The following is a 26414-nucleotide window of genomic DNA, read 5'->3' on the forward strand; positions in this document are numbered from 1 at the left end:
ATATGAATTCGTTAAAGCGAAGAGGGCTGTTTTACGCTTTAGAGCAAGATAACAAGCGTAAAAAAGGCTCTGAACCTAAGGTTATCCTGACGAGCTTTCTTGCGGTGCTTATTCCTTCTGCGATATTGCTGACTCTGCCTGTTTTCTCGGTTACAGGATTAAGTTTTACTGATGCATTGTTTACGGCTACATCAGCGATCAGTGTGACAGGATTAGGCGTGGTCGATACTGGTGAGCATTTCACCTTGTCTGGAAAGATCTTGCTGATGTTTTTGATGCAAGTTGGTGGCTTGGGGCAGATGACGTTGTCTGCGGTGCTGCTCTACATGTTTGGAGTTCGGCTAAGCTTGAAACAACAAGCGTTGGCGAAGGAAGCGCTTGGACAAGATCGTAAGGTTAACCTCCGAAAATTAGTCAAGAAGATTATCATCTTTGCATTGGTTGCGGAGTGTCTTGGTTTCGTGTTGCTCTGTTTCCGTTGGGTTCCTGAAATGGGTTGGGCAACGGGAAGCTTTTATGCGCTTTTTCATGCGATTTCAGCGTTCAATAACGCAGGCTTTGCCCTATTTTCAGACAGTATGATGAGTTTTGTCGATGATCCATTGGTGATCTTTACCTTAGCGGGCCTATTCATTTTTGGTGGACTAGGTTTTACGGTGGTTGGCGATCTCTCGAGTAATTGGCGTAGAGGATTCAAACACCTTCATCTACACACTAAGATAATGTTAACGGCGACACCGACTTTATTGTTAGTAGGCACAATGATGTTTTGGTTATTGGAGAGGAATAACTCAACAACGATGGAAGGTTTGTCTATCCAAGGTCAGTGGCTTGCGGCTTTTTTCCAGTCTGCTAGCGCACGTACTGCTAGTTTCAATAGCGTGGATTTATCGCAGTACACACAACCTGCATTGTTGGTGATGATAGTACTGATGCTGATTGGCGCAGGCTCAACTTCTACAGGGGGCGGAATTAAGGTATCGACCTTTGCCGTGGCATTTGTTGCGACCTGGACTTTTCTACGTCAGAAAAAACATGTGGTGATGTTTAAACGTACGGTAACGTGGCAAGCGGTAACAAAGTCATTGGCCATTATTGTGGTAAGTGGGGCGTTATTAACCACTGCGATGTTTTTGTTAATGCTTACTGAACAAGCGGCGTTTGACCGAGTTATGTTTGAAGTGATTTCTGCTTTTGCAACGGTTGGGCTAACAGCTAATCTTTCTGAACCTGGGAAATACATCATGATTGTCGTGATGGTAATAGGGCGGATTGGTCCTTTGACTTTAGCTTATATGTTAGCTCGTCCAGAACCGTCCTTATTGAAATACCCAGGAGATACTGTGTTAACGGGTTAATAATGTTAACAGGCTAATAAACAAAGTTTTGTTAGTAATAAAAAAGCCAGCGATCTGCTGGCTTTGTTGTTTATGCTTGGATTTTATGCAGAGCTATTTAACCCTCAAACATTTCCACGTATTCCTCATAACCTTGTTCTGCTAATTTATCGGCAGGGACAAAACGCATAGCAGCTGAGTTCATGCAGTAGCGTAAACCTGTTGGTTTTGGACCATCTTTAAATACATGCCCTAGGTGAGAGTCACCAAATTTACTACGAACCTCTGTTCTTGGGTAAAGCAGCTTGTAGTCAGTAGTCGTTACGACATAAGCCTCGCTGATTGGCTGTGTAAAGCTAGGCCAACCTGTACCTGATTTGTATTTGTCTTTTGAAGAGAATAGAGGCTCACCCGTCACGATATCAACGTAAATACCTTCTTGTTTGTTATCCCAGTATTTGTTGTCAAACGGACGCTCTGTCGCGTCGTCTTGTGTGACATCGTATTGCAGTGAAGTTAGAGAAGCTTTGATCTCTGCATCAGACGGCTTGCTGTATGTCTTAGCATTAGCTGTCGCATTTTTGCCATCGATGATCTGACGGATGGTTTGCGGGTTTTCTTTTCTATCATCGCCGAAGATTTTATCTAGGTACTGATCACGACCAGAAGCGTAGCGGTAGTAGTTATAACGAACCTTGCTCTTCTTGTAATAATCTTGATGGTAATCTTCCGCTGGCCAGAATTTTTCAAATTCAATCAGTTCTGTTTTTAGTGGTTCACCAAAGATCTGAGCTTTGTCGATCTCCATCATGAAGTTTTGAGCGACGTCTTTTTGCTCTTGGTTATGATAGAAAATAGCAGGTCGATATTGTGGACCTCTATCAACGAATGAACCCTTGTCATCAGTTGGGTCGATATGTCTGAAGAATTGGTCAAGCACCTGTTCATAGCTAACCACATCAGGGTTATAAGTCACGTTGATCACTTCGATGTGGCCAGATTTACCCGATGAAACTTGCTTGTAGGTTGGGTTTTCTAATTCACCACCAGAATACCCAGAGATAACGTCTGTCACGCCTGTCAGTTTTTCTAGATCGGATTCTGTACACCAAAAACAACCACCAGCCAGTGTCGCGATTTCAGTTTTACCTGAATTAGCCGTTTTATCCATTGTATTGGCAGTGCCAGTCTGGCTTACAAACAGCGAAATCAGTGGCAGTGCAACCACGAGTGATACCAATATTTTAGATAATTTATTCATAGATACCTCATCTTGACGTTTTTCTCATTCGATTTTGAATGTACGAATAGAGACAGGTTTTAGATGGAAAAAATTGCATTATTCACAAAAAAATATGTCATTGAGAAAATCTTGCTCATAAATGCCGCCAGTAGTAGGGTGTAGGCATTAATATAAATAATAGATAATGATGACGTTTACGTACATCTAAGGAACAGCATGCAAGCAGAAGTTAAATGGGTCGAAGGCTTTAAATTTCTAGGTCAATCTCAATCAGGCCATTCTGTCGTTATGGATGGAAGTGGTGGTGCTACCGCGCCAAGCCCTATGGAAATGGTGTTAATGGCTGCTGGTGGTTGTAGCTCTGTTGATGTAGTTGATGGCTTGAAATCTGCTGGTCAGAACATCACGGGTTGTAATACAAAACTAGAAACGACACGTCGTGAAACCGCGCCAAAAATCTTTACCGTGATTAATATTCATTTTGAAGTGTCTGGTGACAACCTTGACCCTGAGCTAGTAGCTAAAGTATGTGCTGATTCATTAGAGAAGTATTGTTCAGTATGCCTGATGCTGGGTGCTGGCGTAGAGATGACCCACAGCTGGGAAATCGTCTAGTCTTCTGATTGTATAGCTTGGCGTTAGGCTGTTTTTTACGGCTTACGGGTTAAAGTTTACGAATTATGGACAAAGACAGATAAAGAAAAGGGCGGAGTACTTGAAAGTGCTCCGCCCTTATTATTTCAGTTATTGTCGAGAGATCTTAGTTACTGTAGATAGCTTTTATTGAGCAGTTTCTACGATAACTTCTTCAACTTGTACTTCTTGCTGGTATTCAAAACCAGGAATAGTTGCGTCAACACGACGGTTTTGAGAACGGCCTTCTGCAGTATCGTTTGTTGCAATAGGGTTCTCTTCACCTTCACCAGACGCTGAAATGCGGTCTGCTTCAATGCCTTGCTCTTCGATGTATGCTGCTACAGCTGCTGCACGCTTCTTAGAGATCATCATGTTGTATTCAGCTGCGCCTGTCGAGTCAGTGTGACCAACAACATCAACTGACGATTGAGGATGAGCTTTAAGTACTTCAACTAATGGCATTAGCGCAATTTTACCATCTGTAGACAGTTCAGTACTGTTAGTCGCGAACATTTCTTGAGAGTAGCTCTCTGTTTGCGCTTTAGTCACAACAACGGTTGTCTTCTCTTCAACAACAACTGCTGGCTCTGTGATTGGCTCAGATGGCGCTTGTGTTACTGCTACCGCAGAAGCTGTAGCCGCCGCTGACGCTGTTGTGTTACCTGTACCGAAGTTGTAGCTAACACCAACAGACAGTAGATTTGAGTTTAAGTCTTGAACGTAGTTGTCGTCGAAATCATCAAAGTATTGATATTCAACACGCAGTGCCCAATCAGAAGATAGTTGCTTCTCTACACCGATACCAGCAGAAAGAACAACGTCGTCTTCACCACCGTGTGAAATGTAAGCAGGACCTGCTTTGAAGAATACGTCAAACTCTTGTTGCACTGGCAGGCGGTACATTGGCGTTAGTGATATGGCGATTAGAGGGTCGCTGAATGCTGCTGTTGAACCATTCTTAGAAAAGCTTGTTTTATAATCACCTAAGAAATCAGAGCTTAACTCGATACCAAGTCTGTCAGTGAAGTTATAACCAGAGTAAATACCGGCACCAATTGCATCATCATCACATTTAGCACCGCTTACACATGCGCTGTCTAGCCAGCCCACGCCCACTTTAGCACCAACGTAAGTAGTTGCAGCAATAGAAGGAGTTGCTGCTAGGCCTGAAGCCGCAACAATAGCACACATGATTTTTGACAGTCTTTTCATAATCTTATCCTTGGATTAACTCTTATTGTTATCTGAACCTACCAGGAAAACGATTACTTATTGGGTATGACACTGCTTACAATAAGTAAATCAAGGCGTTGGTTCAGCTGGATCTATTTTTTACTTAGTACTTATATTGTTAATCTGATTGCGTATTGTAGTCAATGAAATTGTTAAAAATTATATATTTAAGGTGCTATTTACTGTTTTATTTGTCAATAATATGTTGTCTTAAATGTTGGAATCGGATGAACCTCGTATCACCGACGTAGTTTTACAAGGTTTTGGTGTTGTTTTTTTATACAGAGTGCAGATTTATTGAGCTGGCTTATAGGTTTATGGGCGCTCACCTGCAATTAAACGTTTTTCAATATCGGCAATGACACCTGGTAGATCTGCAATAGTATCGATCAAATAGTGCGGGTTTGACCTATTTAGCTTCACACTTGCTTTCTCTCGTGCTGTTTGAAGTGTTGCTTCTTCTGCATCCAAATATTCTTGGTACGTCAAGCCAGCTTCGTTACCTGATAGAACAAGGCCAACTGTCCACATGCCTGCGTTATGACCTTCTTCAATACCGGGTGCTGCGTCATCCACTTTCACACACGCTGCAACGTTAGTTACGCCCAAATCAATCACGTTTTTAAGTGCCATGAATGGAGCAGGGCGACCACCTTGCGGTAAGTCATCAGTTGCTACTACGTTATCAGGAAGGTAACCGTAATCAGCGGCTGCAGGAATTAAAACATCCATCACTTCTCGTGGGTAACCAGAACAAGAGCCTATTTTTACGTTCTTCTCTTTTAAGTTATTTACAACTTCAATCGCGTTTAAAATTGGTGCTGCGTGGTCTGCTACTTTCGCTTTCTGAAGAGGCATAAATGCCGCGTAGATCGCATCAACGTCTTCACTGGTCATCGAGCGTCCGAATTGAGCATTCCAACGAGCGTTAACAACTGGGATTCGACCGACCGCTTGGATGTGGTCCCATTTGCCAATACCCATAGGTTCACGTGCTTCTGCTAGGTCGATATCAAAGTCGAAACCTTGCTTGAATGCTTCAACAAAAATACTGGTTGGAGCAAATGAGCCAAAATCAACGATAGTGCCAGCCCAGTCAAAGATAACCGCTTGGATAGGTGATGTCGTGTTCATAGTAGTGTCCTATTTTTTTCTCCCAATTCAGGTAGTTCTGGGAGATGAATAATTGTTTTAGGTTATTGGTTGCTTGAAATTATTGCTTCAAGGCATGCTTTCAACGGTGGTTCAAAGGTATTCAAAGTCTTTGCTGACTTTGGCTATCGCTTTTTCGAATACAGACAGAGCGACTTCTAGCTCGCTACGGCTGATAATCAATGGTGGGCTCAACTGAATCACGTTACCTTGTGACACCTTAAAGCTCAGGCCATCGTTCAGACATTGATAAAGTACTGCTTCTGCTTCATCGAAAGCTCGGGTCTTAGTGATATGGTCGGTGACCAACTCCACGGCCCAAAGCAGGCCGATGCCGCGAACGTCACCAATAACTGGGTATTTCTCTTTCATTTGAAGCAGTTGTTCACGCACGAATACGCTGTCTGCTTGCACTTTTTCAAGTAGATTTTCTTGCTCAATCACTTCCATGGTCGCGAGTGCTGCTGCACAGCCAATTGGGCTTTTCTCATGGGTGTAGTGCCCAAGAGATACCTGCGCTGCTGTGTTGTATTTGTCTTTGGTGACCATGGCTGCAATTGGAACCAAGCCGCCGCCAAAGCCTTTACCGATACATAGGATGTCAGGTTCGATATCAAACGCTTGGTGAGTAAACCATTCACCGCTACGACCCATGCCATTTGGGATGTCATCAATGATCAACATGACGTTATGTTTGTCACAGATCTCACGGATACGTTTCCAATAAGCTTTGCTTGGCACTTGAACGTCCGTATTACGAACAGCTTCGGCAATGAAGGCACCGATGCCACCTTCTTTTTCAATGACGTACTCAAGGTAATCGGCATAGTGCACATCACATGCAGTTTCATTGTCATCGCTTGCGCTATTTCCACTTAACGGAAAACTATCGCGAAGCGAAAAAGAGTCACGAAGCGGGAAAGCACCACGATAAGAGACTGCCGGAGGAATACGTTCTACGCCTGCCATTAACGGCCCCATACCTTCGCGGAAGCAAGCTTCACCACCGACAGAAATCGCATCGAGTGACGCACCATGGAATGAATCCCACAATGAAACGACTTTGAAGTTGTTGGTGACATGTCGCGCTAATTTGAGAGCCATGCCAATCACAGATGTACCTCCGGGAGCAAACAACACGCGATTCAAATCGCCACCACAGATCTGGGTGAGCTTCTCAGCACACTGAACAGCCGTTTCATTGGTGAAGCGACGCGGTGAAAATGGCAATGACGCCATTTGCTGAGTCACTTTATTAATAATATGTGGGTGGCCATAACCTAACTGGTGAACATTGTTCCCGTGAAAGTCCATGTACTTCTTGCCCGTCGCATCTTGAATGTAGATGCCTTCTGCGGCTTCAAGCGTGTCTAGGCAAGGTGTTGACATCGCTTGATGAAGAAACACGTCAGCATCACGCTTTAACATCGCTTGAGTCGCATCATCGTTTAGCGATTCGTTCCATTTTTTGCGTGCTGGCGTGGTGTTCACATCGCCTTCGCTTCGAAAGTGCGTTGCCTTTAGATCTGGCTCTTGATTGGTCGTCGTCATTATTTGATGTCCCAATACATAGCGTTTTTCACCGCACCGATGAGGGCTTTAATGTCAGACGGGTAAACCTCACCGATGTTGCCGATACGGAAGCAGTCTGCGTTTGAAACCTTGCCCGGGTAAATCACAAAACCTTGTTCTTTCAAACGGTCATAGAATTCCTTGAATTGGTAATCGCTATGAGTTGGAGAGTAGAAAGAGGTGATGATAGGTGAATGAAGCTCATCATTAAGCAGTGGTTCAAAGCCAAGAGTTCGCATGCCTGCAACCAATGTGGTTTGATTGGTTTGGTAGCGATTGTGACGAGCTTCGATACCGCCTTCTTGTTCCAACTCATGCAGAGCTTGGTAAAAAGCACGCACTGTGTGAGTCGGAGAGGTGAAGCGCCATTTACCATGGTTGCTTTCCATGCAGTGCCATTGGTCAAACAGGTCAAGGGTTAATGAGCGAGCTTGGCCTTTACATTTCTCAAGTTGCGACTGTTTAGCAATAACAAAGCCGAATCCAGGTACACCTTGAATACACTTGTTTGCTGAGCTGATCATGTAATCGATACCCAAGTCAGCAATATCCATAGGGATACCGCCAAAACTCGACATCGCATCAAGAATGACGGTTTTGTTGTGCTGTTTTGCCAATTTGGCAATCTCTTCAATTGGATTCAGCATGCCAGTGGTGGTTTCACAGTGGACAATCGCCACGTGGGTAATGTCTGAATCCATGGCTAATGCCGTTTCCATTTCGTTCAAGTCAGGCTGTGATGTTTCACCTGGGGAAACGACATGGCATGGAATGTTTAAATATTCTGCGATTTGAGCAATACGAGCACCATACGCACCGTTATCAACCACAAGAAGCTTACCGTTGTTAGAGATAACACTACCAATCGTTGCTTCAACTGAAGCGGTACCGCTGCCTTGCATTAATACGCTTGTGTATCCCGGCTGCTTAGTGGCTAAAGTCACTAGCTTGCTACGAATCACTTCAACAACGTCTTTGTTGTATTCATCATCCCAAGTACACCAGTCTTTTAGCATCGCTTGGCGGACGGTTTCAGAAGTAGATAGAGGGCCTGGTGTCAGTAGTAAGTATTCGTTTCTCATGTTCAATTCTCGTGATTTTTATTTTGGACTATACCAATATTTAAGGTTACTTTAACAACCAAATTAAACGGTCGTAAATAGCCCAAACGTCATTTTCACAAAAGCTTCATATTTAAAACTGACCACTTGTCTGAGATATTCTCCGATCTTGAAACTGCCATTTTTTGTTCATTTAACCGTCACAAAAGTCGATTAGGTTAATACTCGTTATCTGGTACATACCAAGTTGTGGGTGTGTGCTAACAACCTAAATGAATTTATGGATATAGGTGCCTTTTAATGAGGCTTCTAGCTTTAACAACCTTAACCTTGGCAATTTTTAATTTTGGCAACTTCTCATTTTAGAGTTGAGCCTGACTGGAGAAAATGATGAAAAACCGCTTTATGAAAGGATCACTTGCAGCATTAGTTACGCTATTAGCTGGTAACGCTTATGCAGCACAGGAAGTGACGGTTTACACTGCTTTTGAAACTGACATTTTAGCTAAATACAAAAATGCTTTCGAAAGTGAAAACCCAGACATCAACATCAAGTGGGTACGTGATTCAACTGGGATCATGACGGCAAAATTATTGGCTGAGAAAAACAACCCTCGTGCAGAAGTAGTATGGGGACTTGCGGGTTCTTCTATGGCTCTGCTTAAAGAAGAGGGCATTCTGAAACCTTACACACCTCAAGGTGTAGAAGCGTTACGCGCTAACCTTAACGATCCACAATCTACTCAAGCTTGGTACGGCAATGATGCATTCTTTAATGCCGTTTGCTTTAACGAAATAGTTGCTAAGCAACTGAACCTGCCAGTGCCTAAGTCTTGGGATGATCTAACGAAGCCTATCTACAAGGGCCACATTGCGATGCCAAACCCAGCGTCTTCTGGTACGGGCTACATGCAGGTTTCAGCTTGGTTACAAAACATGGGTGAAGACCAAGGTTGGAACTACATGCAGAAGCTAGACCAAAACATTGCTCACTACACACACTCAGGTTCGAAGCCATGTGTTCAAGCGGGTATGGGGGAAGTGGCTATCGGAATTTCTATGGCGAGCCGAGGTGCGAAGCTAAAAACTCAAGGTGCGCCACTTTCTGTGATTACGCCTGAAGGTATCGGTTGGGAATCTGAAGCGGTAGGTCTTGTTAAGCCTTCCGATGCAGCACAACGTGTTATCGATTGGTCAATATCTAAAGCAGCGAATGAACTTTACATCGAAATGTACCCAGTTGTTGGTCACCAAGATGTAACAGGTAAAGCAGAGAACTTCCCGAACGTAGAGAAGAATATGGCAAAAATGGACTTCGCTCGCATGGGCAGCGAACGTGCAGATGTTCTGAAAACATGGTCTGAGAAGTTTGACGCTAAATCAGAGCCAAAATCTTAATCGACTGAGATCTTTAGTCTATTAGCTACTTGGTTCATTAACTACTGAGCTTATTAGACACATAGTTTATTAAGCACATAGTCCATTAGATATGCAGCTCATAAGAAGTTAGAAATCAGTAAAGGAAGGCTTCGGTCTTCCTTTTTTTGTTTTACGCCTTTAGGTTTTTAGTAAGGTACAACAAATGAAAAAGCACTACTCATATTGGTTCAAGCAAGCATTGGAACAGGAATTTGGCAGCATCAACGTGGGACTAGAATCCGCTAAACCGCTGCAAAAAGACGTTGACTGCGACATCGCCATTGTCGGCGGTGGTTACACAGGGTTATGGACGGCAATTTTAATCAAACAGCAGCAACCTCAAAAGCATGTTGTGGTGATTGAAAAAGGCTTGTGTGGCAGCGGTGCTTCTGGTGCGAACGGCGGATGTATGTTGACGTGGTCGACTAAGTATCCGACGCTGAAAAAGCTTTACGGAAAAGAACAAGCGAAATGGTTGGTTAAGGAATCGGAAAAGGTTATATACGAGATCGAAGCCTTCTGTAACGAACACAAGATTGACGCGCATCTATATCGAAGCGGTACTTACTACACGGCGACCAATGAAGCTCAAAAGGGTGGAATGGAGCCTGTCGTTAACGAACTGGTTAAGCAGGGCATTAATAGCTGGAAGAAATGCGACAATTCTTTGGCTGGTAAAGCGGGATCTGATCGCCACATTGAGGGTTATTACTCAGAAGCTGCTGGTAGTGTGCAGCCAGCGTTACTAGCTAGAGGTTTACGTCGAGTGGCTCTCGATTTTGGTGTCGAAATTTACGAAAATACAGAGATGGCTTCTCTTGATTACGGCTCCCCAGCTCGTATCCAAACTAAGGGCGGGGCTGTGTTTGCAGACAAAGTGATCTTAGCGCTCAATGCATGGATGCTCGATCACTTTAAAGAGTTCAAGCGCAGCATAGTGGTTGTCTCGTCTGATATGGTGGTGACCAAGCCTATTCCAGAAAAGCTCAAGCTGTTTGGCCCAGAGAAAGGGGCGGCGGTGGTGGATTCGCGTATTTTTGTCCACTACTACCGTGACACCCAAGATGGACGACTCATGTTGGGCAAAGGCGGCAATAAATTCTCGTTTGCGAATCAAGTCGAAAGCATGTTCAACCAGGCCACCAACTATCTGCCGATTCTCAATCAATCATTCCAAAAACTGTTCCCTAAGTTGGAGCAAAGTGAATTCGATTACAACTGGTCAGGCGGCTCAGATCGTTCGGTCACAGGTTTGCCATTTTTCGGTAATCTAAAAGGCCAAAGTAATATCTATTATGGGCTTGGTTACTCTGGTAATGGCGTTGCTCAAACCCGTATGGGCGGGAAGGTTTTGTCAGCAATGGCACTCGATATCGACAACGATTGGACACGAAGCGGTTTAACTAAAGGCCCGTTAGGACACTTCCCGCCAGAGCCATTCCGTTGGGTAGGTGCCATGATGGTTCGTGATGCGGTACGAAGAAAAGAGAACGCGGAAGATTCGGGTAACACGCCTTTGTGGCTAGATAAACAGTTATCCAAACTCGCAGGTGCGGCGGGTAAAGCCGACAAGGTTGAATCATAGATTAATCTAGCGTTTAAATTTAGAAGTTTACATTTAGGCTCTCAGTGATTTATAGGCAAGTCACTGAGGGTTTTCAACGTTGAACTAACTTTTAGTGTTGAACAAGTAGCAATCTTTAATGCTTATTATATCTGCAATATAACTGTCATTTAGCTTCTATAAATTTGTCACTCAACTGCAATATTCTCAGTTTAAATTTGGTATATACCATATGGAGAGTGCTGTAGTATGAGCAACCAAACTTATTTGAATATTGAAAACGTTGTAAAGCAATTTGGCCAATTTACAGCGTTAAAAGACATTTCCTTATCAATAGATAAAGGCGAGTTCGTCTGCTTCCTTGGCCCATCTGGCTGTGGAAAAACCACCTTATTACGTGCGATTGCAGGTCTAGATTTACCAACTTCAGGCTCTATTGAGCAGAACGGTAATGATACGACCTTCCTGCCACCAGAAAAGCGTGACTTTGGTATCGTGTTTCAATCTTATGCTTTGTTTCCCAATCTCACAGTGGAAGAAAACATTGCGATTGGTCTGAAGAATCAAGGGATGTCGACCAAAGAAGCTCTGGAAACAGTAGAGTCTTGGTTAGAAACGATTGGTTTACCGACGTCTGGTCAAAAATATCCGAATCAACTGTCTGGTGGACAACAGCAGCGTGTTGCTCTGGCTCGCGCACTGGCTCTTTCTCCAGGTTTGTTGTTACTCGATGAGCCGCTTTCAGCGTTGGATGCGAAGGTAAGAACACACTTGCGTGATGAGATCTGTCAGCTGCAACGTAAACTGGGTATTACGACCATCATGGTGACGCACGACCAAGATGAAGCCTTGACGATGGCAGACCGAATAGTGGTGATGAACCATGGTGTCATTGAGCAAGTAGGTGCCCCACAAGAGATCTACCAAAAACCAGTCAGTCGTTTTGTGGCTGAGTTTGTTGGCAGTATGAACTTCATTCAAGCTTCTGTCGCAGCGCAAGGCAAGATACGTATTGCTGAGTCGATGTTACCGTTGCCGGGTTTAGATAACCTCACTCCAAAACTTGGTGATGTTTTCGATATTGCCGTTCGTCCAGAACAAATTCAGTTTGTGGATCGTTTTAGTGAATCCTTGCCAGTGAGGATTGTATCAAGCGAATTCTTAGGGGCGTTTTATCGTGTTGAGTGTCAATTGCAACATGACTCAACGGCGAAAGAGATCATCGTTGATGTATCAGTCAAAGAGTTCAATCGATTGAAGCTCCGCCGCAGTGATATTCGTTATGTTGCGTTTGATCAAGATGGCCTGAGAGCTTACCCATCGAAAAGCCTGCAAGTGATGGAAGACGAGGCGGCGTAAACAATCATGGAATCGACTCAAATGATGCAATCTAAACTGTTAATTCAGCGACGAGTACAACCTTTCCTTGCTCGGTTAAGTAAAGACAACGTAATTCTATTTGGGCTGTTGGCATTTTTGTCTGTAGTCATGACACTGTTTATTCTGATGCCACTGTGGGCAATGTTGAAAAAGAGCGTTCAGAACGCAGACGGTGAATTTGTAGGTTTACAAAACTTCGCAACTTACTTTTCTTCTCAAAGCCTTTGGCAATCAGTAGGTAACACCTTCACGTTGGGCTTGTTGGTTACTACAGTGGTTGGCGTTTTAGCGTTTGGTTATGCCTATGCTTTGACTCGTTCATGCATGCCTTTCAAAGGGCTTTTTCAGGTGTTGGGATCAGCGCCGATTCTTGCTCCTTCATTGCTTCCCGCGATTAGTCTTATCTTCCTGTTTGGTAACCAAGGTATTGCTAAGGAAGTATTAGGGGGTAATTCGGTCTATGGTTTGATTGGCATATCATTGGGCTTGATATTCTGGACGTTTCCACATGCCTTAATGATTTTAACTACTTCATTGAGAACCTCTGACGCTCGTCTTTATGAAGCGGCACGAGCCTTAAACACTTCACCTTTGAAAACCTTCTTTATGGTGACGTTACCAGCAGCAAAGTATGGTTTGATCAGCACTTTGATCGTTGTGTTTACATTGGTAGTTTGTGACTTTGGCGTACCGAAGGTGATTGGTGGTAGTTACAACGTGTTATCTACCGATATCTTTAAGCAGGTAGTAGGGCAACAGAATTTCTCGATGGGTGCAGTGACCAGTATCATCTTGCTGTTGCCTGCATTATTGGCGTTTACCGTTGATCGCTGGGTTCAAAAGAAGCAGAAGAGCCTATTTGATACTCGCTCTGTCGCGTACCAACCAGAACCAAGCACTATGCGTGATGGGTTGTGCTTTCTTTATTGCGCCATCATATCGGCGGCTGTGATTATTGTGTTGGGTATGGCGATATACGGGTCAATGGTCACGTTCTGGCCTTGGAACAAGGCGTTAACACTAAATAACTATAATTTTTCTGAGATGAGTACTTACGGTTGGACGCCATTCTTCAACTCTTTAACGCTAGGTGCATGGACAGCAATTGTCGGCACGGTATTGATTTTCTTGGGTGCTTATTGCATTGAGAAAGGCAGAGCGTTCGGCCCTATTCGTCAAGCAATGCAAATGCTCAGTGTGGTGCCTATGGCCGTTCCGGGTATGGTACTTGGTTTAGGGTATATCTTTTATTTCAATGATTTAAGTAACCCTTTAAACTTCCTATACGGAACAATGGCGTTCTTGGTTATTAACACTGTGGTTCACTACTACACAGTCGGTCACATGACGGCGTTGACTGCATTAAAACAACTACCTGATGAAATTGAAGCGACCGCAGCCTCGGTGAACTTACCGCAATACAAGCTGTTCTTTAAGGTGACGGTGCCAGTTTGTCTGCCTGCGATTTTAGATATTGCGACATACCTGTTTATTAATGCACTTACCACGACATCTGCGGTAGTATTCTTGTATTCTACCGATACGATACCTGCGTCAGTTTCAGTACTGAATATGGACGATGCAGGGCAAACGGGTGCAGCAGCTGCCATGGCGGTGATGATCATGATATCGGCAGCGAGCGCGAAGTTGATTCATATGTTAATCAACAAGTTATTCGAGAAGCGCACCCAAGCTTGGCGTAAACGCTAGCAAACCATTTTATATTGCAGTTGGCCAAGGAGTGGCTGACGACAAGAACAAGAATAAAAGGAAATGAAGTGCAGTACGTAAAAATCAAAGATGTCATCGTAGAGCAGATAGAGTCGGGGATGTTAACGCCACGACAGAAACTGCCTGCTGAGCGTAAACTGGCTGAATCGTTCGATACCACACGTGTTACGTTGCGTGAAGCCTTGTCTTCACTTGAAGCGGAAGGGCGTATTTATCGAGAAGATCGACGTGGTTGGTTTATCTCTCCTGATCCGCTTCGTTACGATCCTACGCAAACGTTGAACTTCACTAACATGGCTTTGTCTCAGAACCGTAAGCCGAAAACAGAGTTGGTGTCGGCGAAAGGGATGTTAGCAACCAAGGAAGCGACAAAGCTTCTTAATCTTCAACCGTTCTCAGATGTTTATCGAGTGGACAGAGTTCGCTACCTTGAAGACAGACCGGTTGTGTATGTGACGAACTACATTCGACCTGAGCTGTTCCCTAACTTGCTTGACTACGACTTGTCTAAATCGTTGACTGACATCTACCGAGAGCACTTTGGTGTTGTGTATCAGAAGATCCGTTACCGCGTGAGTACAACGTCTTTGCTTGGCGAAACAGCACAAGCACTGCGTGCGACCTCAGGGTCTCCGGCTATGGTGGTCGAGCGTGTTAACTACAATCAAGATGGTGATTTGATTGACTGCGATATTGAATATTGGCGCCACGACGCGATCAGTATCGAGTCGATAGCGCAGTTAGAACGTTAAATGTGCTAGTTACTCCTTAGTTTTTATAGATTCATTGGAAAGCCTCTTACTCGGAGGTTTTTTTATCACTTGTGTTTAGCCATTCGCTGATCAATTAATAGAACAGGAACGAAATGGAAGTCTCTGCCATTGTTATCGTGATTATTTCAGCTTTGCTGCATGCGGGTTGGAATGTTCTAGGCAAGTCTAATCAAGGATCGGGTTCGTCTTTCTTTCTGGCTTCTGGCTTTGCCGCTGCCGCGATATTGACGCCTTACTTGATCTGGTATGTTCACAGTGTTGGCCTGTCAAATATCTCACTTCCATTTTGGCAACTGGTTTTCTTGAGCGGGATTTGCCAAATCATCTATTTGATTGGGCTAGGGACTGCCTATAAACAAGCCGACATCGGCGTGATTTATCCAATGGCCCGAGCTCTTCCGGTTCTAATGGTTGGCTTGGGTACAGTGTTGATTGGTTATGAACTGTCGTCTAATCAATGGATTGGGTTCACCTTGATTACCTTGGGCTGTTTGTTTGTCCCGTTGAAGCAATTCTCTGAGTTGAGGCTTAAGGCCTACCTAAACCTTGGCGTGTTGTGGGCGCTCATCGCCGCAATAGGTACCACGGGTTACTCGATTATTGATAAAGAGGCACTTCTATTATTGGAGCCTCTAAGCACGCCTAGTATCACTAACAAGCACACCGCGATTTTCTACCTAGGTATTCAGTTTTGGGCGATTGTGATTCCGCTGAGTATTTGGTTATTCGTGACCAACCAAAGAATCGAGTTTACCAACGCATGGATACTACGCAAGAAAGCCACTGTTGCAGGCATCATGATGGCATCGACCTATGGTCTGGTGTTGTTTGCAATGACCATGACAGAAAACGTCAGCTTGGTTGTGGCACTTAGACAAGTAAGCATCATCTTCGGCGTAGTGATGGGGATCTACTTTTTAAAGGAAAAGTGGCATACCACTCGCGGTGTAGGCGTGGCTTTTATCATTGCGGGCTTAGTTATTTCACTGACTTAAAAGTCATATTGAGGTCTTGGAAGTTTGAGTTTTTGCGTTAGAAACTAAAACGCCCTTAACTATATTACTGTCGTTAAGAGCGTTTAGTCTTCGATAATTAACTTTAGCCAGCGAGCGCCTGAGCATCTTGTTGTTTTAGCGCTTTGTGGCCATCTTCAGTGACGCCACGTTTCCAGTAGCTGCTGATATAGATATTTTCTTTGGCGACTTCTTTTTCGTTGCGGAAGTATTGTCTCAGCTCGCGCATGCTTTCAAATTCACACGCTGTCCAAATCGAAACCTGACCGTCTAACCACTCTGTGTTACGCACTGTTTTTGACAATGCTTCTTCAGTTTCATCTTCAATTAACCAAGTGACCTTGATCCCTTGAGGTACTTCAAGTGTTTGCTTATCTGCTGCTGAATTAATCTGAATGACAGCGTGACCCGTTGCTGTTTCTGGAAGTGTTTTCATTTTTGCAGAAAGTGCAGGCAGTGACGTCATGTCAGCAACCAAGAAGAACCAATCAGATTCAAGGTTCAGCCCTTGAATTAAGCCTGGTCCTGCCACTGAAATCGTGTCTCCGACTTCTGCATTCATTGCCCACCTTGCGGCAAAGCCACATTGCAAATCTGTGGTGATGTGGCGAACGAAATCAACCTCTATCCATTTTTTTACAGGGTTGTACTGACGAATGGTGTAAGTGCGCATGGTTGGGCGCTCACCTTCGTTCAGTTGGCTTAAATCAGTGGTGCCGAGTGGCGAGAACAAAAGCTTGATGTAGCCGCCGGCACATTCGGTTGGGTATTTACTTAACCCTTCACCGCTCAGCGTTATACGCTGCATATTCGGTGTAATTGTTGAGGTTTGAGTAACGGTTAATGTGATAGGGCTAGGCTTGCTCATATAAGGCTCTCTTAGATTTTGATTTTTACATCATAATCCTGAATAAGAAAACACTCAATACTAATAGTTATCATTTACCTTTATTTACACAAGCGCAGCGTCAGTCAAATTTCTTATCTATATGGCTAATAAAAAAGCCCTTTAGAAAACTAAAGGGCTTGATGTATCAGATTATTAGAACGTGATTAGCTGTTTGCTTGCTTTAGTTCAATCGTTTCTTCAGCCGCTTTCGCTGCTTCTAGCATCTTGCGAATGATGAACGATGCAGCCATTGCGATACCTACCATCACTACCGCTAAAACGGTTAGCATTTGGAAGTAATCGCCGTAAACCGTCTGTACGATTTCTTGCGTGATTTGTTGACCTTTCTCTAGTGCAATAGACGTTGAGAATACCGCGCCAACAATGCCTGATAGTGCGATTGCAACAGAGAACAAGCTTACTGAGAAGTTCTCGATGTGCTTAGGTGCTACAGACAGGATGAAGGCTACAACCATTGAACCAACAATAACTTCACCAAACGCTAGGAAGAAGTGAATAGCTAGGAACACTTCTGGGCGAATCAGTACATCGTCACCAACGGTAGTCACAGCCATTGTTAGAATACCGAAAGCAATCGCAGTAAGGATGAATGAGAAACCTACTTTCGTTGCGGTAGAAAAGTTAATGTTTTTCTTTTCTAGGTTAGAGAAGGTACCCGCGATGATAGGGCCAGCAACCATACACCAAAGTGGGTTCATTGCCATTGATGCTTCAGGAGCTACAGGGATGAAGCCGAATAGGTCACCACGCATTGTGTTGATCGCTACCATTGTCATCGAAGTCATCATCTGTCCGTAGTACACGAAGAAACATGTCGTCAGGAATGTGATGATTAAGATAGTGCCCATTTTCAACATGTCTGATTTCTTCGATTTCATCATCAAAGAAACAAAGTACATGATTGCTGCGCCGCCAATTGCGTAAACGATGTTTTGGCCAATATCCATGTTAGAGAACATGAAGAATACCAGGCCAATCATAGCTGCAGAAAGACCAAGGAATGCAGCCCAGTTTTTAGTGCTTACAGGTTTTTGATCGATTTCAGCACTTGCTTCAACAAGACCTTTGCGAACAAAGATCATCATTAGAAGCGCTGCGCCAGCAAGAACAGCTGAAAGAAGGAAGCCACCGTGGAAACCCACAACAAGCACTAACATAGGGAACAAGTATTGACCTAGAAGGGCACCAATGTTGTTTACCGAGTAGTTGATTGGGTAGCAGTTTTCGAAATCTTCTTGAGTTTTGAACGTGCGTTTGTAAAGACTTGGGTAAGAAGGAGACATCAAACCACGTGCATAACTTGCTAGAGCAATACCACACAATGCCATTGGCACATTAGTAGCGGCTGCACCTAGCACGAGTAAAACATAACCACTTGCGAATCCAAGAAAGGCAATGGTTAACGATCGGTATGCGCCTAAAAACTTATCAGCTATAAAGCCACCGGCGATAGCAAATAGCGGACCGATTGCAGAGAAAGCACCAACAACCATCATAGTGTCGGCTTCATTGTAGTTAAGATCTTCAAGGAAGAAACGAGTCAAGATCACCATGACGCCATAGAACGAAAGTCCAAACATCATTTGGCAGAACATCATTGATTTGTTTAATCTATTCCACATTATATTATTCTCACTTTTATATTAATAGATAGTGTAATCACCTAATTATAATATCATTAGTAGCAAGACATAAAATGAAACATTTACCATAACCGTTACTTTGCTCTCTTTATCTTTTCTTATCTGAGGATTCATATTTCTCATGTATGAAAAATGAAATGTTAGATTTTGCTAATGGATATATAGCTGTATGAAGTTTGACCAATCTCATTTGTGGCTAAGTAATGAACTATTAAAGGGAAAATTAGCGACGATCATCTTGTAAAACTTTTCAAGTGAGTATCACTTTCAATTGTTCGTTAGAATTTAGCCATGAAAAAAGCCAGCTTGGCAGCTGGCTTTGTTTGGATATTGGAAACTAAGTTTTTAATAATGCGGCCTGAATGAGAGCTCTTTTAGTCGAATAGCTTCATTGCACTTCACTATTTGTAGTATTTCACTACTCACTTCATCGCATCTCAACTATTCACAAGGTGGCGCCATGTGGATCACCGCTAAACCACCTAAAGAAGTCTCACGGTACTTCTTGTTCATGTCTTTACCTGTTTGGTACATGGTTGCGATAACCTTGTCTAACGAGATAAGACACTTGCTGGTGCGTTTTAGCGCCATACGTGATGCATTGATCGCTTTCATTGCACCCATTGCGTTACGTTCGATACATGGCACCTGAACAAGCCCACCGATCGGGTCACACGTCATGCCCAGTGAGTGTTCCATTGCTATCTCAGCGGCAATACAGATTTGCTCGTTGCTACCACCGCGCAAGGCCGTTAAACCTGCGGCTGCCATTGAAGAAGATACACCGACTTCACCTTGGCAACCTACTTCAGCACCAGAAATCGAAGCGTTAGTTTTGTACAAGATGCCAATCGCACCAGATACTGCCAAGAAATCTTTCAGTTGCTTAGTGTCTAACTCTTTGATGAAACGATGGTAGTACATTAATACTGCGGGAATAACGCCGGCTGCACCATTGGTTGGTGATGTTACCACTTGGCCGCCCGCTGCATTTTCTTCACTTACAGCAAAGGCAAACAGATTGATCCAATCCATGATCTCCATTGGATCGTTTTCAATTGAGGCATTCGCTTCTAACTTTTTCAAAAGAGCAGGTGCTCGACGTGTCACTTCTAGCCCGCCGTCAAGGATGCCTTCGGTGTCAAAGCCACGTTGCATACACAGAGACATCACCTTCCAGATTTGGTCAGCTTTCTGGTCAATCACATCCATATCTTGGAAAGAAACTTCATTGCGCAGGATTAAGCCACCAAGGCTAAGTCCTTGGTGTTCAGATAATTCAAGTAATTGATCGGCAGAAGTAAAAGGGAATTCAACTTGTGTTTCTGACTCTGATTTGCCGTTTTGTAGCTCATCAGCGGTCGCTATAAAGCCGCCACCGATAGAGTAGTAGGTTTCCATATCCAACAGGTTACCGCTTACGTCGAAGGCAGAGATCGTCATGCCATTCTCATGAAGTGGAAGGTTGGTTTTGTGGAAGAGTAGGTCGCTTTCTACATCGAAATGAATGTCGTGGTTGCCGCTAACCATTAAAGACTTATCTTCAATCGCTTTACGCATGGCTAAATTAGCGCTGGTTATTTTGATCGTATCAGGGCGATTACCAAGCAAGCCTAATAGGGTCGCTCGGTCTGTGTGGTGACCAATACCTGTTAGTGACAGTGAACCGTATAAATCGATTTGAATACGGGTAACTTGTTCAAGTACCGATTCAATCTTTTGGGTAAAATTAAACCCAGCAATCATTGGTCCATTGGTGTGGGAGCTGGAAGGCCCGACCCCGATTTTGTAAATGTCAAAAATAGACAGCATAGTAACTTCCTGTGAAGACGGTTCGATGAACGAACTCTGTGTAAAATTTGTATTTCGTCAGTTTCACTTTGTTGAGTGTTCGTGTTCTCTGGGTGAAATAGTTCTTTGATTGAGCTTGTTCTTTGCTTGAAACGTCTCTTTTACTGAAACTCGTGTTAACAAGCGTAGAGCGATGAAATCCAAGATCGTGCTATTTTGTTTTACAGCTGCACGTTGACTCTTGTGTGGCTTATTGTGTTGCTATCAATAGTGAGCATTATTGCGAGCAACCGATAAGAATTTCAAAATACTTTTGTTAATAAGTATTGTATACATAATTCACTCCATCTAATCATAAAAACGAGACTTGAACATAAAATGAGCATTAATCACCTCCTTATTGTGCTGGGTAAGCGACTTAATGAGAATAAATTGACTGATGAAGGAATCAGTCGTGTTGATGCATTGGTTGAATATCTTGCGGAGCTTTTGGTAGAAGAGTCGAATCAGCAAACTGCTGTTGCATTTTGTGGTGGGGTGATAAAAGGTCAAACAACTTCTGAAGCGGATGCAATGCACCGGTATTTTCGAACTCTGGAAAGCCAGCGAGAATATCCGTTTTCCTTGGTAGCGACTTTGCTTGAGCAGAGCTCGACAAATACGGTTGAGAACATTCAGAACTTAGCTTCAGAGATGATTGAAAGTGGACTGTTTACCCGTGGGCAGAGTCTCAAGGTGACGTTCGTTTCGAATGACTACCATTTACAACGTATTTTCGAGATCCAATCACTAATGGACGAGCAAGGCTTGCTTAAGATTTTGGTCGAGAAGTGCTCTGCACTTGGGGTGGAACTACAAATAGATCGTCAACTAGAAGCTCATGTCGCGGTGCCATATCCTCATCAAAATACTCAAGGGCAATTGTTTCTGTTGATGGATGTGCTGACAACCTATCGAGTTTATCTTGAAGGTGTTTCTGCGGGCACATTTAAGCGAGATTTGGAGTTAGTTAGGGGAGAACCTGAAAGACTATCGTCGGAGGCACTGATAGCTGTAAAGGAGTTAGTAGAGGGGGCCTCTCACTTTGACATCGTCGACAGCTTACTCCCAGTATTGGAGCGCTGTATCCAGCAGACTTCAGTGGGTACCGACATAAAAAAAGTCAGGGAGTACCTAGCATTATTAGATACGAACCTGACTTTATTGAATCGATATTTAGACCCAGAATCGGACCTCACGCACCGCTGGTGGCGTTAAAAGGCTATTTCTTTCTCGTGATACCAATAACGGTCTTTAAACTTGCAAAAGCAATCAAACAATAAGCTAGAAGTTCAGTGCCTTCTTCAGCGATGTTTTTAACCACACGAACGTAATCATCACCCATAACATTGTGCCAAAAACTTCCCATGCCAAACAGGCGAGAAAATACCAACAAGATCATTAGGCCAGTAACCAGCAGGTTCATATGAGGAGAGGCTAGAATCAGCGCCAATTGGTCAATGGTACGCTTACCATTCCTAATAGCATAAAAGATGGCGCTACCAGCTAGAAAAATAGCCGGGTAAACCCACGCGCCGTGTACGATCTTGTCAAACCAAAAATCCATTTCACGAATAAACATCACAGCGAAGAATGCACTAATGAGTAGAGCCGCATGTTTAACCTCGCTTTTTTCTCTTGCGAGATAAGCAAAAGATCCAGATGTGACAATAAGCAGCAACTGCTGCAGCATTTCAGTCACTGAGATTTCACCGACATTGCCATTCAACAATACAAAATCAATGCGAAGTGCAAGGTTCGCAACAATACTAATTGCTAGAACGACTAACGCTGTTTGGCATCGTTTATAGATCACTTGAGAGGTCGACTGCGAAAGAGTGAACTCCGGGAGTTCAAATGACATATGTTTTTGCGTTTTAGTATCAGACTGGTTTTTCATAAATAATTCTGTATGTAAATATGTGTAACAGGCGGGCATTCTATCGGGCGGCAATTTGACAATGTCAGAGAAATGTCAGAAATAAAACAGTGTGCAATTGTTGGGTGTGCGGTAAACCGCTGCCATAACAGCAGACAGTTTACGTAATTTAGAGAATTAAACGAGATGAAACCTTCAAGGTGAGGCTTGGTATTGCAGCGACTAACTTTGTGTTTCTGTTTCTTGTTCCTGATTGTTACGGTAGTACTCCCACTGTTCAATGCGCTCACCGTCTTCGAATACACAGTAAGTTGTGCGTTGATCGTTTTCAGTGACAGTATCTAACTCACCATCCTGTTGAACACAGTAAACCGCAGCCGGGTTAGCGACTGATACACGTTGGCCTTCGCTATATTCTGCATAGTCATTTGCACAACCGCCTAATACAACGACAAATACAGCCATCAAACCAATTTTCTTCATGTTTATCTCCTACGTGATAACTCTAAAAGTGAATGCGTTAAGTTCTACAGAACCAGTTTAGAAGCTCTATGAAATGAGTATATTTTAGATTTCAGAAAAGGTTGTGCTAATTTGGTCAAGATATTGAAATAGGATGATATTTCTTCATGTTTAACTGCTTTTTGAGTGTTGGGTCAGCTAAATTAATTGGCGCGATAGCTAGACTGTGCTCGTTCGATGAATGGCTCTGAGTTGATTATTCTGCACCGATAACCATGAGTTAACGTCGGTGAAATGGAGAGGGGATGTGTGTTTGTGGTTGGTTATGAACCTCGAATCTATTAAAGGGTATGGTATGATGCCGCCAAATTCAGTTGAGCAGTCAGACCCATGAGACATCTAAAAACCACTATCCACCCTGATATTGAACACCTAGACAATAAAACGGTATATAAGCGTAATGCTGCCCGTGCCATTGTTTTAGATGGCGAAGACATCCTGATGCTTTATACAGAGCGCTACCATGACTATACCATCCCTGGTGGCGGTTTAGATGACGGTGAAGACGTGATCGCAGGCATGGTCCGTGAACTGGAAGAAGAGACTGGCGCAAAGAATATTCACAGCATTAAACCGTTCGGTATTTTTGAAGAATTTCGTCCTTGGTATAAAAATGATGCCGACATGATGCACATGATCTCTTACTGCTACTCGTGCAAGATTGATCGTGAGCTTGGTGAAACGGCTTACGAAGACTATGAAGTAAAAAACGGTATGAAACCGGTTTGGATGAATATCCATGAAGCAATTGCTCATAATGAAAAGACCATGGCTGAGAGCCCTAAAAAGGGCATGAGTATTGAGCGTGAAACCTTTTTACTGCATTTAATTGCTAAAGAGATGCTTTAGATTAAAAAGCTTTAGCAAAAAAGCTCTAATACCCATTCAAAATGAACGGTTGTCTTGAGTTGTTCAAAAACTAACTGCTTAACAGTGAAGTACTTTAGGCAGTTTTTTCTAATCATGAAAACTCATACGACTTTTCAGAATTACCTCCTTTGGCTCATCAATATTAATTTATCCTCAGATTATCTAGCGACGATTGTTTGTGTTTATCCCCTTAACTCACGCTTTTGACTTATTGGTTTTCAAGTTGACTTGTATTCCATCAAATTGATTCCTATTTTGAATATTCTCTCTATTTAACTCCCATTTTTATTCCTTATTTGCTTTTTTGTTAATTATTTCAATTGTTTATTGTTGTTTTTGTAAAGGTTAAAAACTTGGCGCTTCTTTTGCTTTATCTACTGAGCAGCTCGATTTGTCGGCACCAAAATAACAAACCACTACCTAGGCTCTCCGAAATCCCTAAGGAAATGGAAAATCATTATTTAATCGTCGTTCAGAGTTCACATACTTTTTTTCAAGGAATTCGCTCTGGCGAAGAAGAAATAGAGGTTTACTATGAGATATAAGCAAGTTATTTCACTTATAACGGTAGCGGTCAGTGTCCCTGTCTACGCAGCGACGGTAGATTTGGATTTTTCTAACCATGTTGAATCAACGAACGGCAGCAGTGGTTGGGCCGGGCCTACCTATGATGGGCCTGACATGCATTTTCTCAACGTCGGCACACACGACGGAAAAGTAATTGACGCCAAAGTATCAAGTAGTGTTTTTGGAGATGCTTCTTTTGTATTCCATGCCCCTAACTACAAAGTTGGTGCAATTCAGCCCTCTGGAGATATCGGCTTTCTCTATCAGACCAACTCTGCCGGGGCTGCAGGCTTAATATACACTTTTGAGTTTTTTGACGGAACAGACGGTTTATCGGGTACGTTTTCTGAACCTTACACGATTCCCGAATTTGACATGATTGGTTACGACATAGATGGGGAGCCTGTGCAGTCAGAGCAAGTTCGAGTTTTTAAGAGCGAAGGCTTCTATAGTTATCAGCTCGGTAGTGCTAGTGCGAGTTTGACCGCAGAAGAGAGTGCGGATGGAACTTCAGTGCTCTTCACTGGACCTGGTACTAATTACTCCGAAACAGACACTTCAGGTGCTGTTAAATTTACCTATAAAAACACTTCAATCGTTACTCTACAATTTGAAACCGTAACAACAAGTGGTAGTTCTTTCCCAAATCCAATCTTCTCTGCATTCGACGGAAACTGGGACCTGTCAGGGTTTACAACGCCTATTGAAAGTTCTGACGAATCTGATTTTGGCGACGCTCCCGATAGCTATGGAACATTGCAGGCGAATAATGGGGCTGAACATGCCATTTCTTCGACGCTTTATTTAGGAGTTAGCATTGATGCTGATACCGATGGTCAACCAGGTGCAGCTTCCAATGGTGATGACCTAGATATTGGTGGCAACGATGATGACGGTATCGCCTTGTTGTCCAACCTAGAGATCGGCTTAGACAGTCTAATCAACGTTAACGTAGTGGGCAGTGGTTACCTTCAGGCTTGGGCTGATTGGGATATGGACGGGACTTTCGATGATGATGAACAAATATTGAAAAACCATTCTGTAGTCAGTGGAAGTCAGGTTGTTGCGATTCGCGTTGGAGATGAAGCCTCCGTTGGTTTAGTGCAAACTCGATTTCGTTTAGCGAGTAGTCCTAATATTCCAAGTGATGGTTATGTTGGCGATGGTGAGGTAGAGGATTACGTATTTAACGTCACTGACGCAGGAACTACGGTTCAACACTCTAATTACTACACTGCAGCCTTTGAAGATAACTGGCCAGAGGTTGGTGATTTTGACTTGAATGATGTTGTGGTTTACTACCGCACGACCATAATCAGTAAAGATGATGTTGTGCTTCGAATGGACGTAACAGGAACCATAATGGCTTATGGCGCATCTTACGGCAACGGGTTGGGGTGGAAACTAAATGGTTTTGACGAGTCAGATGTCGATCTTCAAACGTCTAGAGTACAAAGAAATGGTGTGACTCGTGTTGATATCTCTCCGTTTACTGGAGAGGACAAACAAATTGCATCGCCGGGAGGTGATCTCGTCGTGGTGGCTTCTTTGAACCTCAAAAATGATTTGCCTATTCATGGTGAATGTATGTTCCACCGTACTAACCCTTCTTGTAGTCCGTCTTTGGAATCCGAACAAATGACGTTCAGTATTTCGTTGCCATTTATCGCTGGAAGTGAACCAACGGTGAGTTCACTGATGCCGTTGAGTGGTTTTGACCCGTTCATCTTTGGAGCAGGAGAAGGTCAATACCATGGTGATAGCTTCGCTACATCTCCGGGCAAAGACTTAGAAATACACACAGCAGACTTCCCTCCAACATCTAGAGGTACGTTGGTCAGCGACTTCTATGGCATCGCACAAGACGACTCTGATCCTTCAAGTGACAAATATTATCGAACCACGCAAAACATGCCTTGGGGAATCTTGATTTCATCGCCATGGAACCACCCGTCAGAATATATTGATATCAGTGAGGCATACCCAGAGTTCGCAGAGTGGGCTACATCCGGTGGTGTTTCTAAACCAACGTGGTACCAAAACCCTAACGCCAACAAAACTTGGTCAACGGAAGACTAA

21 protein-coding genes are annotated in these 26414 nt (G+C 43.4%); 11 read left to right on the forward strand and 10 right to left on the reverse strand.

The window, feature by feature from the left end:
• Nucleotides 1–2: 2 nt before the first annotated feature.
• Nucleotides 3–1358, forward strand: a complete 1356-nt coding sequence (locus tag OCV36_RS18315; RefSeq protein WP_135457509.1) for a TrkH family potassium uptake protein — start codon at nt 3–5, stop codon at nt 1356–1358.
• A gap of 97 nt (nt 1359–1455) precedes the next feature.
• On the opposite strand, the gene msrB is transcribed toward OCV36_RS18315, so the two are convergent.
• Complete coding sequence (gene msrB, locus OCV36_RS18320) at nt 1456–2598, reverse strand: peptide-methionine (R)-S-oxide reductase MsrB (protein ID WP_135457511.1); 1143 nt, start codon at nt 2596–2598, stop codon at nt 1456–1458.
• Between the two features lie 198 nt (nt 2599–2796).
• On the opposite strand from msrB, the gene OCV36_RS18325 reads away from it, so the two are divergent.
• Nucleotides 2797–3195 (forward strand): OsmC family protein, encoded by a 399-nt coding sequence (locus OCV36_RS18325; RefSeq protein ID WP_135457513.1) that lies wholly within the window; start codon nt 2797–2799, stop codon nt 3193–3195.
• Nucleotides 3196–3360: 165 nt separating this feature from the next.
• On the opposite strand, the gene OCV36_RS18330 is transcribed toward OCV36_RS18325, so the two are convergent.
• The 4 genes from OCV36_RS18330 to phnW form a co-directional block, all read right to left on the reverse strand.
• On the reverse strand, nt 3361–4428 hold the full coding sequence (locus tag OCV36_RS18330) for an OmpA family protein (protein ID WP_135457515.1): 1068 nt from the start codon (nt 4426–4428) through the stop codon (nt 3361–3363).
• A 336-nt stretch (nt 4429–4764) separates the two neighbouring features.
• Nucleotides 4765–5583, reverse strand: coding sequence for a phosphonoacetaldehyde hydrolase (gene phnX, locus OCV36_RS18335; protein ID WP_135457517.1), 819 nt, complete (start codon nt 5581–5583; stop codon nt 4765–4767).
• Nucleotides 5584–5694: 111 nt separating this feature from the next.
• The gene (locus tag OCV36_RS18340; protein WP_135457519.1) at nt 5695–7152 is read right to left on the reverse strand and encodes an aspartate aminotransferase family protein; all 1458 of its coding nucleotides are present in this window, start codon (nt 7150–7152) and stop codon (nt 5695–5697) included.
• The gene (phnW, locus tag OCV36_RS18345; RefSeq protein WP_135457521.1) at nt 7152–8255 is read right to left on the reverse strand and encodes a 2-aminoethylphosphonate--pyruvate transaminase; all 1104 of its coding nucleotides are present in this window, start codon (nt 8253–8255) and stop codon (nt 7152–7154) included. The genes OCV36_RS18340 and phnW overlap by 1 nt, the downstream gene beginning before the upstream one ends.
• 366 nt (nt 8256–8621) lie before the next feature.
• On the opposite strand from phnW, the gene OCV36_RS18350 reads away from it, so the two are divergent.
• The 6 genes from OCV36_RS18350 to OCV36_RS18375 all read left to right on the forward strand — a co-directional run bounded on the left by OCV36_RS18350 (nt 8622) and on the right by OCV36_RS18375 (nt 16096).
• Nucleotides 8622–9632, forward strand: coding sequence for a putative 2-aminoethylphosphonate ABC transporter substrate-binding protein (locus tag OCV36_RS18350; RefSeq protein WP_135457522.1), 1011 nt, complete (start codon nt 8622–8624; stop codon nt 9630–9632).
• A 184-nt stretch (nt 9633–9816) separates the two neighbouring features.
• Nucleotides 9817–11238 (forward strand): FAD-dependent oxidoreductase, encoded by a 1422-nt coding sequence (locus tag OCV36_RS18355; RefSeq protein WP_135457524.1) that lies wholly within the window; start codon nt 9817–9819, stop codon nt 11236–11238.
• A gap of 228 nt (nt 11239–11466) precedes the next feature.
• Complete coding sequence (locus OCV36_RS18360) at nt 11467–12576, forward strand: putative 2-aminoethylphosphonate ABC transporter ATP-binding protein (protein WP_102551382.1); 1110 nt, start codon at nt 11467–11469, stop codon at nt 12574–12576.
• Nucleotides 12577–12597: 21 nt separating this feature from the next.
• Nucleotides 12598–14307, forward strand: a complete 1710-nt coding sequence (locus OCV36_RS18365) for a putative 2-aminoethylphosphonate ABC transporter permease subunit (RefSeq protein WP_390903447.1) — start codon at nt 12598–12600, stop codon at nt 14305–14307.
• A 68-nt stretch (nt 14308–14375) separates the two neighbouring features.
• Nucleotides 14376–15080, forward strand: coding sequence for a phosphonate utilization transcriptional regulator PhnR (phnR, locus tag OCV36_RS18370; protein WP_017075809.1), 705 nt, complete (start codon nt 14376–14378; stop codon nt 15078–15080).
• A 113-nt stretch (nt 15081–15193) separates the two neighbouring features.
• Complete coding sequence (locus OCV36_RS18375) at nt 15194–16096, forward strand: EamA family transporter (RefSeq protein ID WP_135457528.1); 903 nt, start codon at nt 15194–15196, stop codon at nt 16094–16096.
• Nucleotides 16097–16199: 103 nt separating this feature from the next.
• Here the strand turns inward: OCV36_RS18375 and OCV36_RS18380 are convergent, their stop codons facing one another.
• From OCV36_RS18380 to OCV36_RS18390, 3 genes are all read right to left on the reverse strand, one after another.
• Nucleotides 16200–16982: a siderophore-interacting protein gene (locus OCV36_RS18380; RefSeq protein WP_135457530.1), complete on the reverse strand. Its 783-nt coding sequence runs from the start codon at nt 16980–16982 to the stop codon at nt 16200–16202.
• 185 nt (nt 16983–17167) lie between these two features.
• Nucleotides 17168–18646, reverse strand: coding sequence for a peptide MFS transporter (locus tag OCV36_RS18385; protein ID WP_054547077.1), 1479 nt, complete (start codon nt 18644–18646; stop codon nt 17168–17170).
• Between the two features lie 462 nt (nt 18647–19108).
• Nucleotides 19109–20479 carry an L-serine ammonia-lyase gene (locus tag OCV36_RS18390; protein ID WP_135457533.1) on the reverse strand — a complete coding sequence of 457 codons (1371 nt, stop codon included), beginning with the start codon at nt 20477–20479 and terminating at the stop codon, nt 19109–19111.
• 357 nt (nt 20480–20836) lie between these two features.
• On the opposite strand from OCV36_RS18390, the gene OCV36_RS18395 reads away from it, so the two are divergent.
• Nucleotides 20837–21715: a YdcF family protein gene (locus OCV36_RS18395; protein WP_135457535.1), complete on the forward strand. Its 879-nt coding sequence runs from the start codon at nt 20837–20839 to the stop codon at nt 21713–21715.
• Nucleotides 21716–21719: 4 nt separating this feature from the next.
• Here the strand turns inward: OCV36_RS18395 and OCV36_RS18400 are convergent, their stop codons facing one another.
• Together OCV36_RS18400 and OCV36_RS18405 are read right to left on the reverse strand one after the other, a co-directional pair.
• Entirely contained in the window at nt 21720–22397 is a 678-nt protein-coding gene (locus OCV36_RS18400; RefSeq protein WP_135457537.1) for a hypothetical protein, read from the reverse strand.
• Nucleotides 22398–22598: 201 nt separating this feature from the next.
• Nucleotides 22599–22859 carry a putative hemolysin gene (locus tag OCV36_RS18405; protein ID WP_017075802.1) on the reverse strand — a complete coding sequence of 87 codons (261 nt, stop codon included), beginning with the start codon at nt 22857–22859 and terminating at the stop codon, nt 22599–22601.
• A 369-nt stretch (nt 22860–23228) separates the two neighbouring features.
• Between OCV36_RS18405 and OCV36_RS18410 the strand changes: the two genes are divergently transcribed.
• The gene (locus OCV36_RS18410; RefSeq protein ID WP_135457539.1) at nt 23229–23747 is read left to right on the forward strand and encodes an NUDIX hydrolase; all 519 of its coding nucleotides are present in this window, start codon (nt 23229–23231) and stop codon (nt 23745–23747) included.
• A gap of 555 nt (nt 23748–24302) precedes the next feature.
• On the forward strand, nt 24303–26414 hold the full coding sequence (locus tag OCV36_RS18415) for an LruC domain-containing protein (RefSeq protein ID WP_135457541.1): 2112 nt from the start codon (nt 24303–24305) through the stop codon (nt 26412–26414).

The sequence above is a fragment of the Vibrio echinoideorum genome (genome assembly GCF_024347455.1).
Lineage (GTDB): Bacteria > Pseudomonadota > Gammaproteobacteria > Enterobacterales > Vibrionaceae > Vibrio > Vibrio echinoideorum.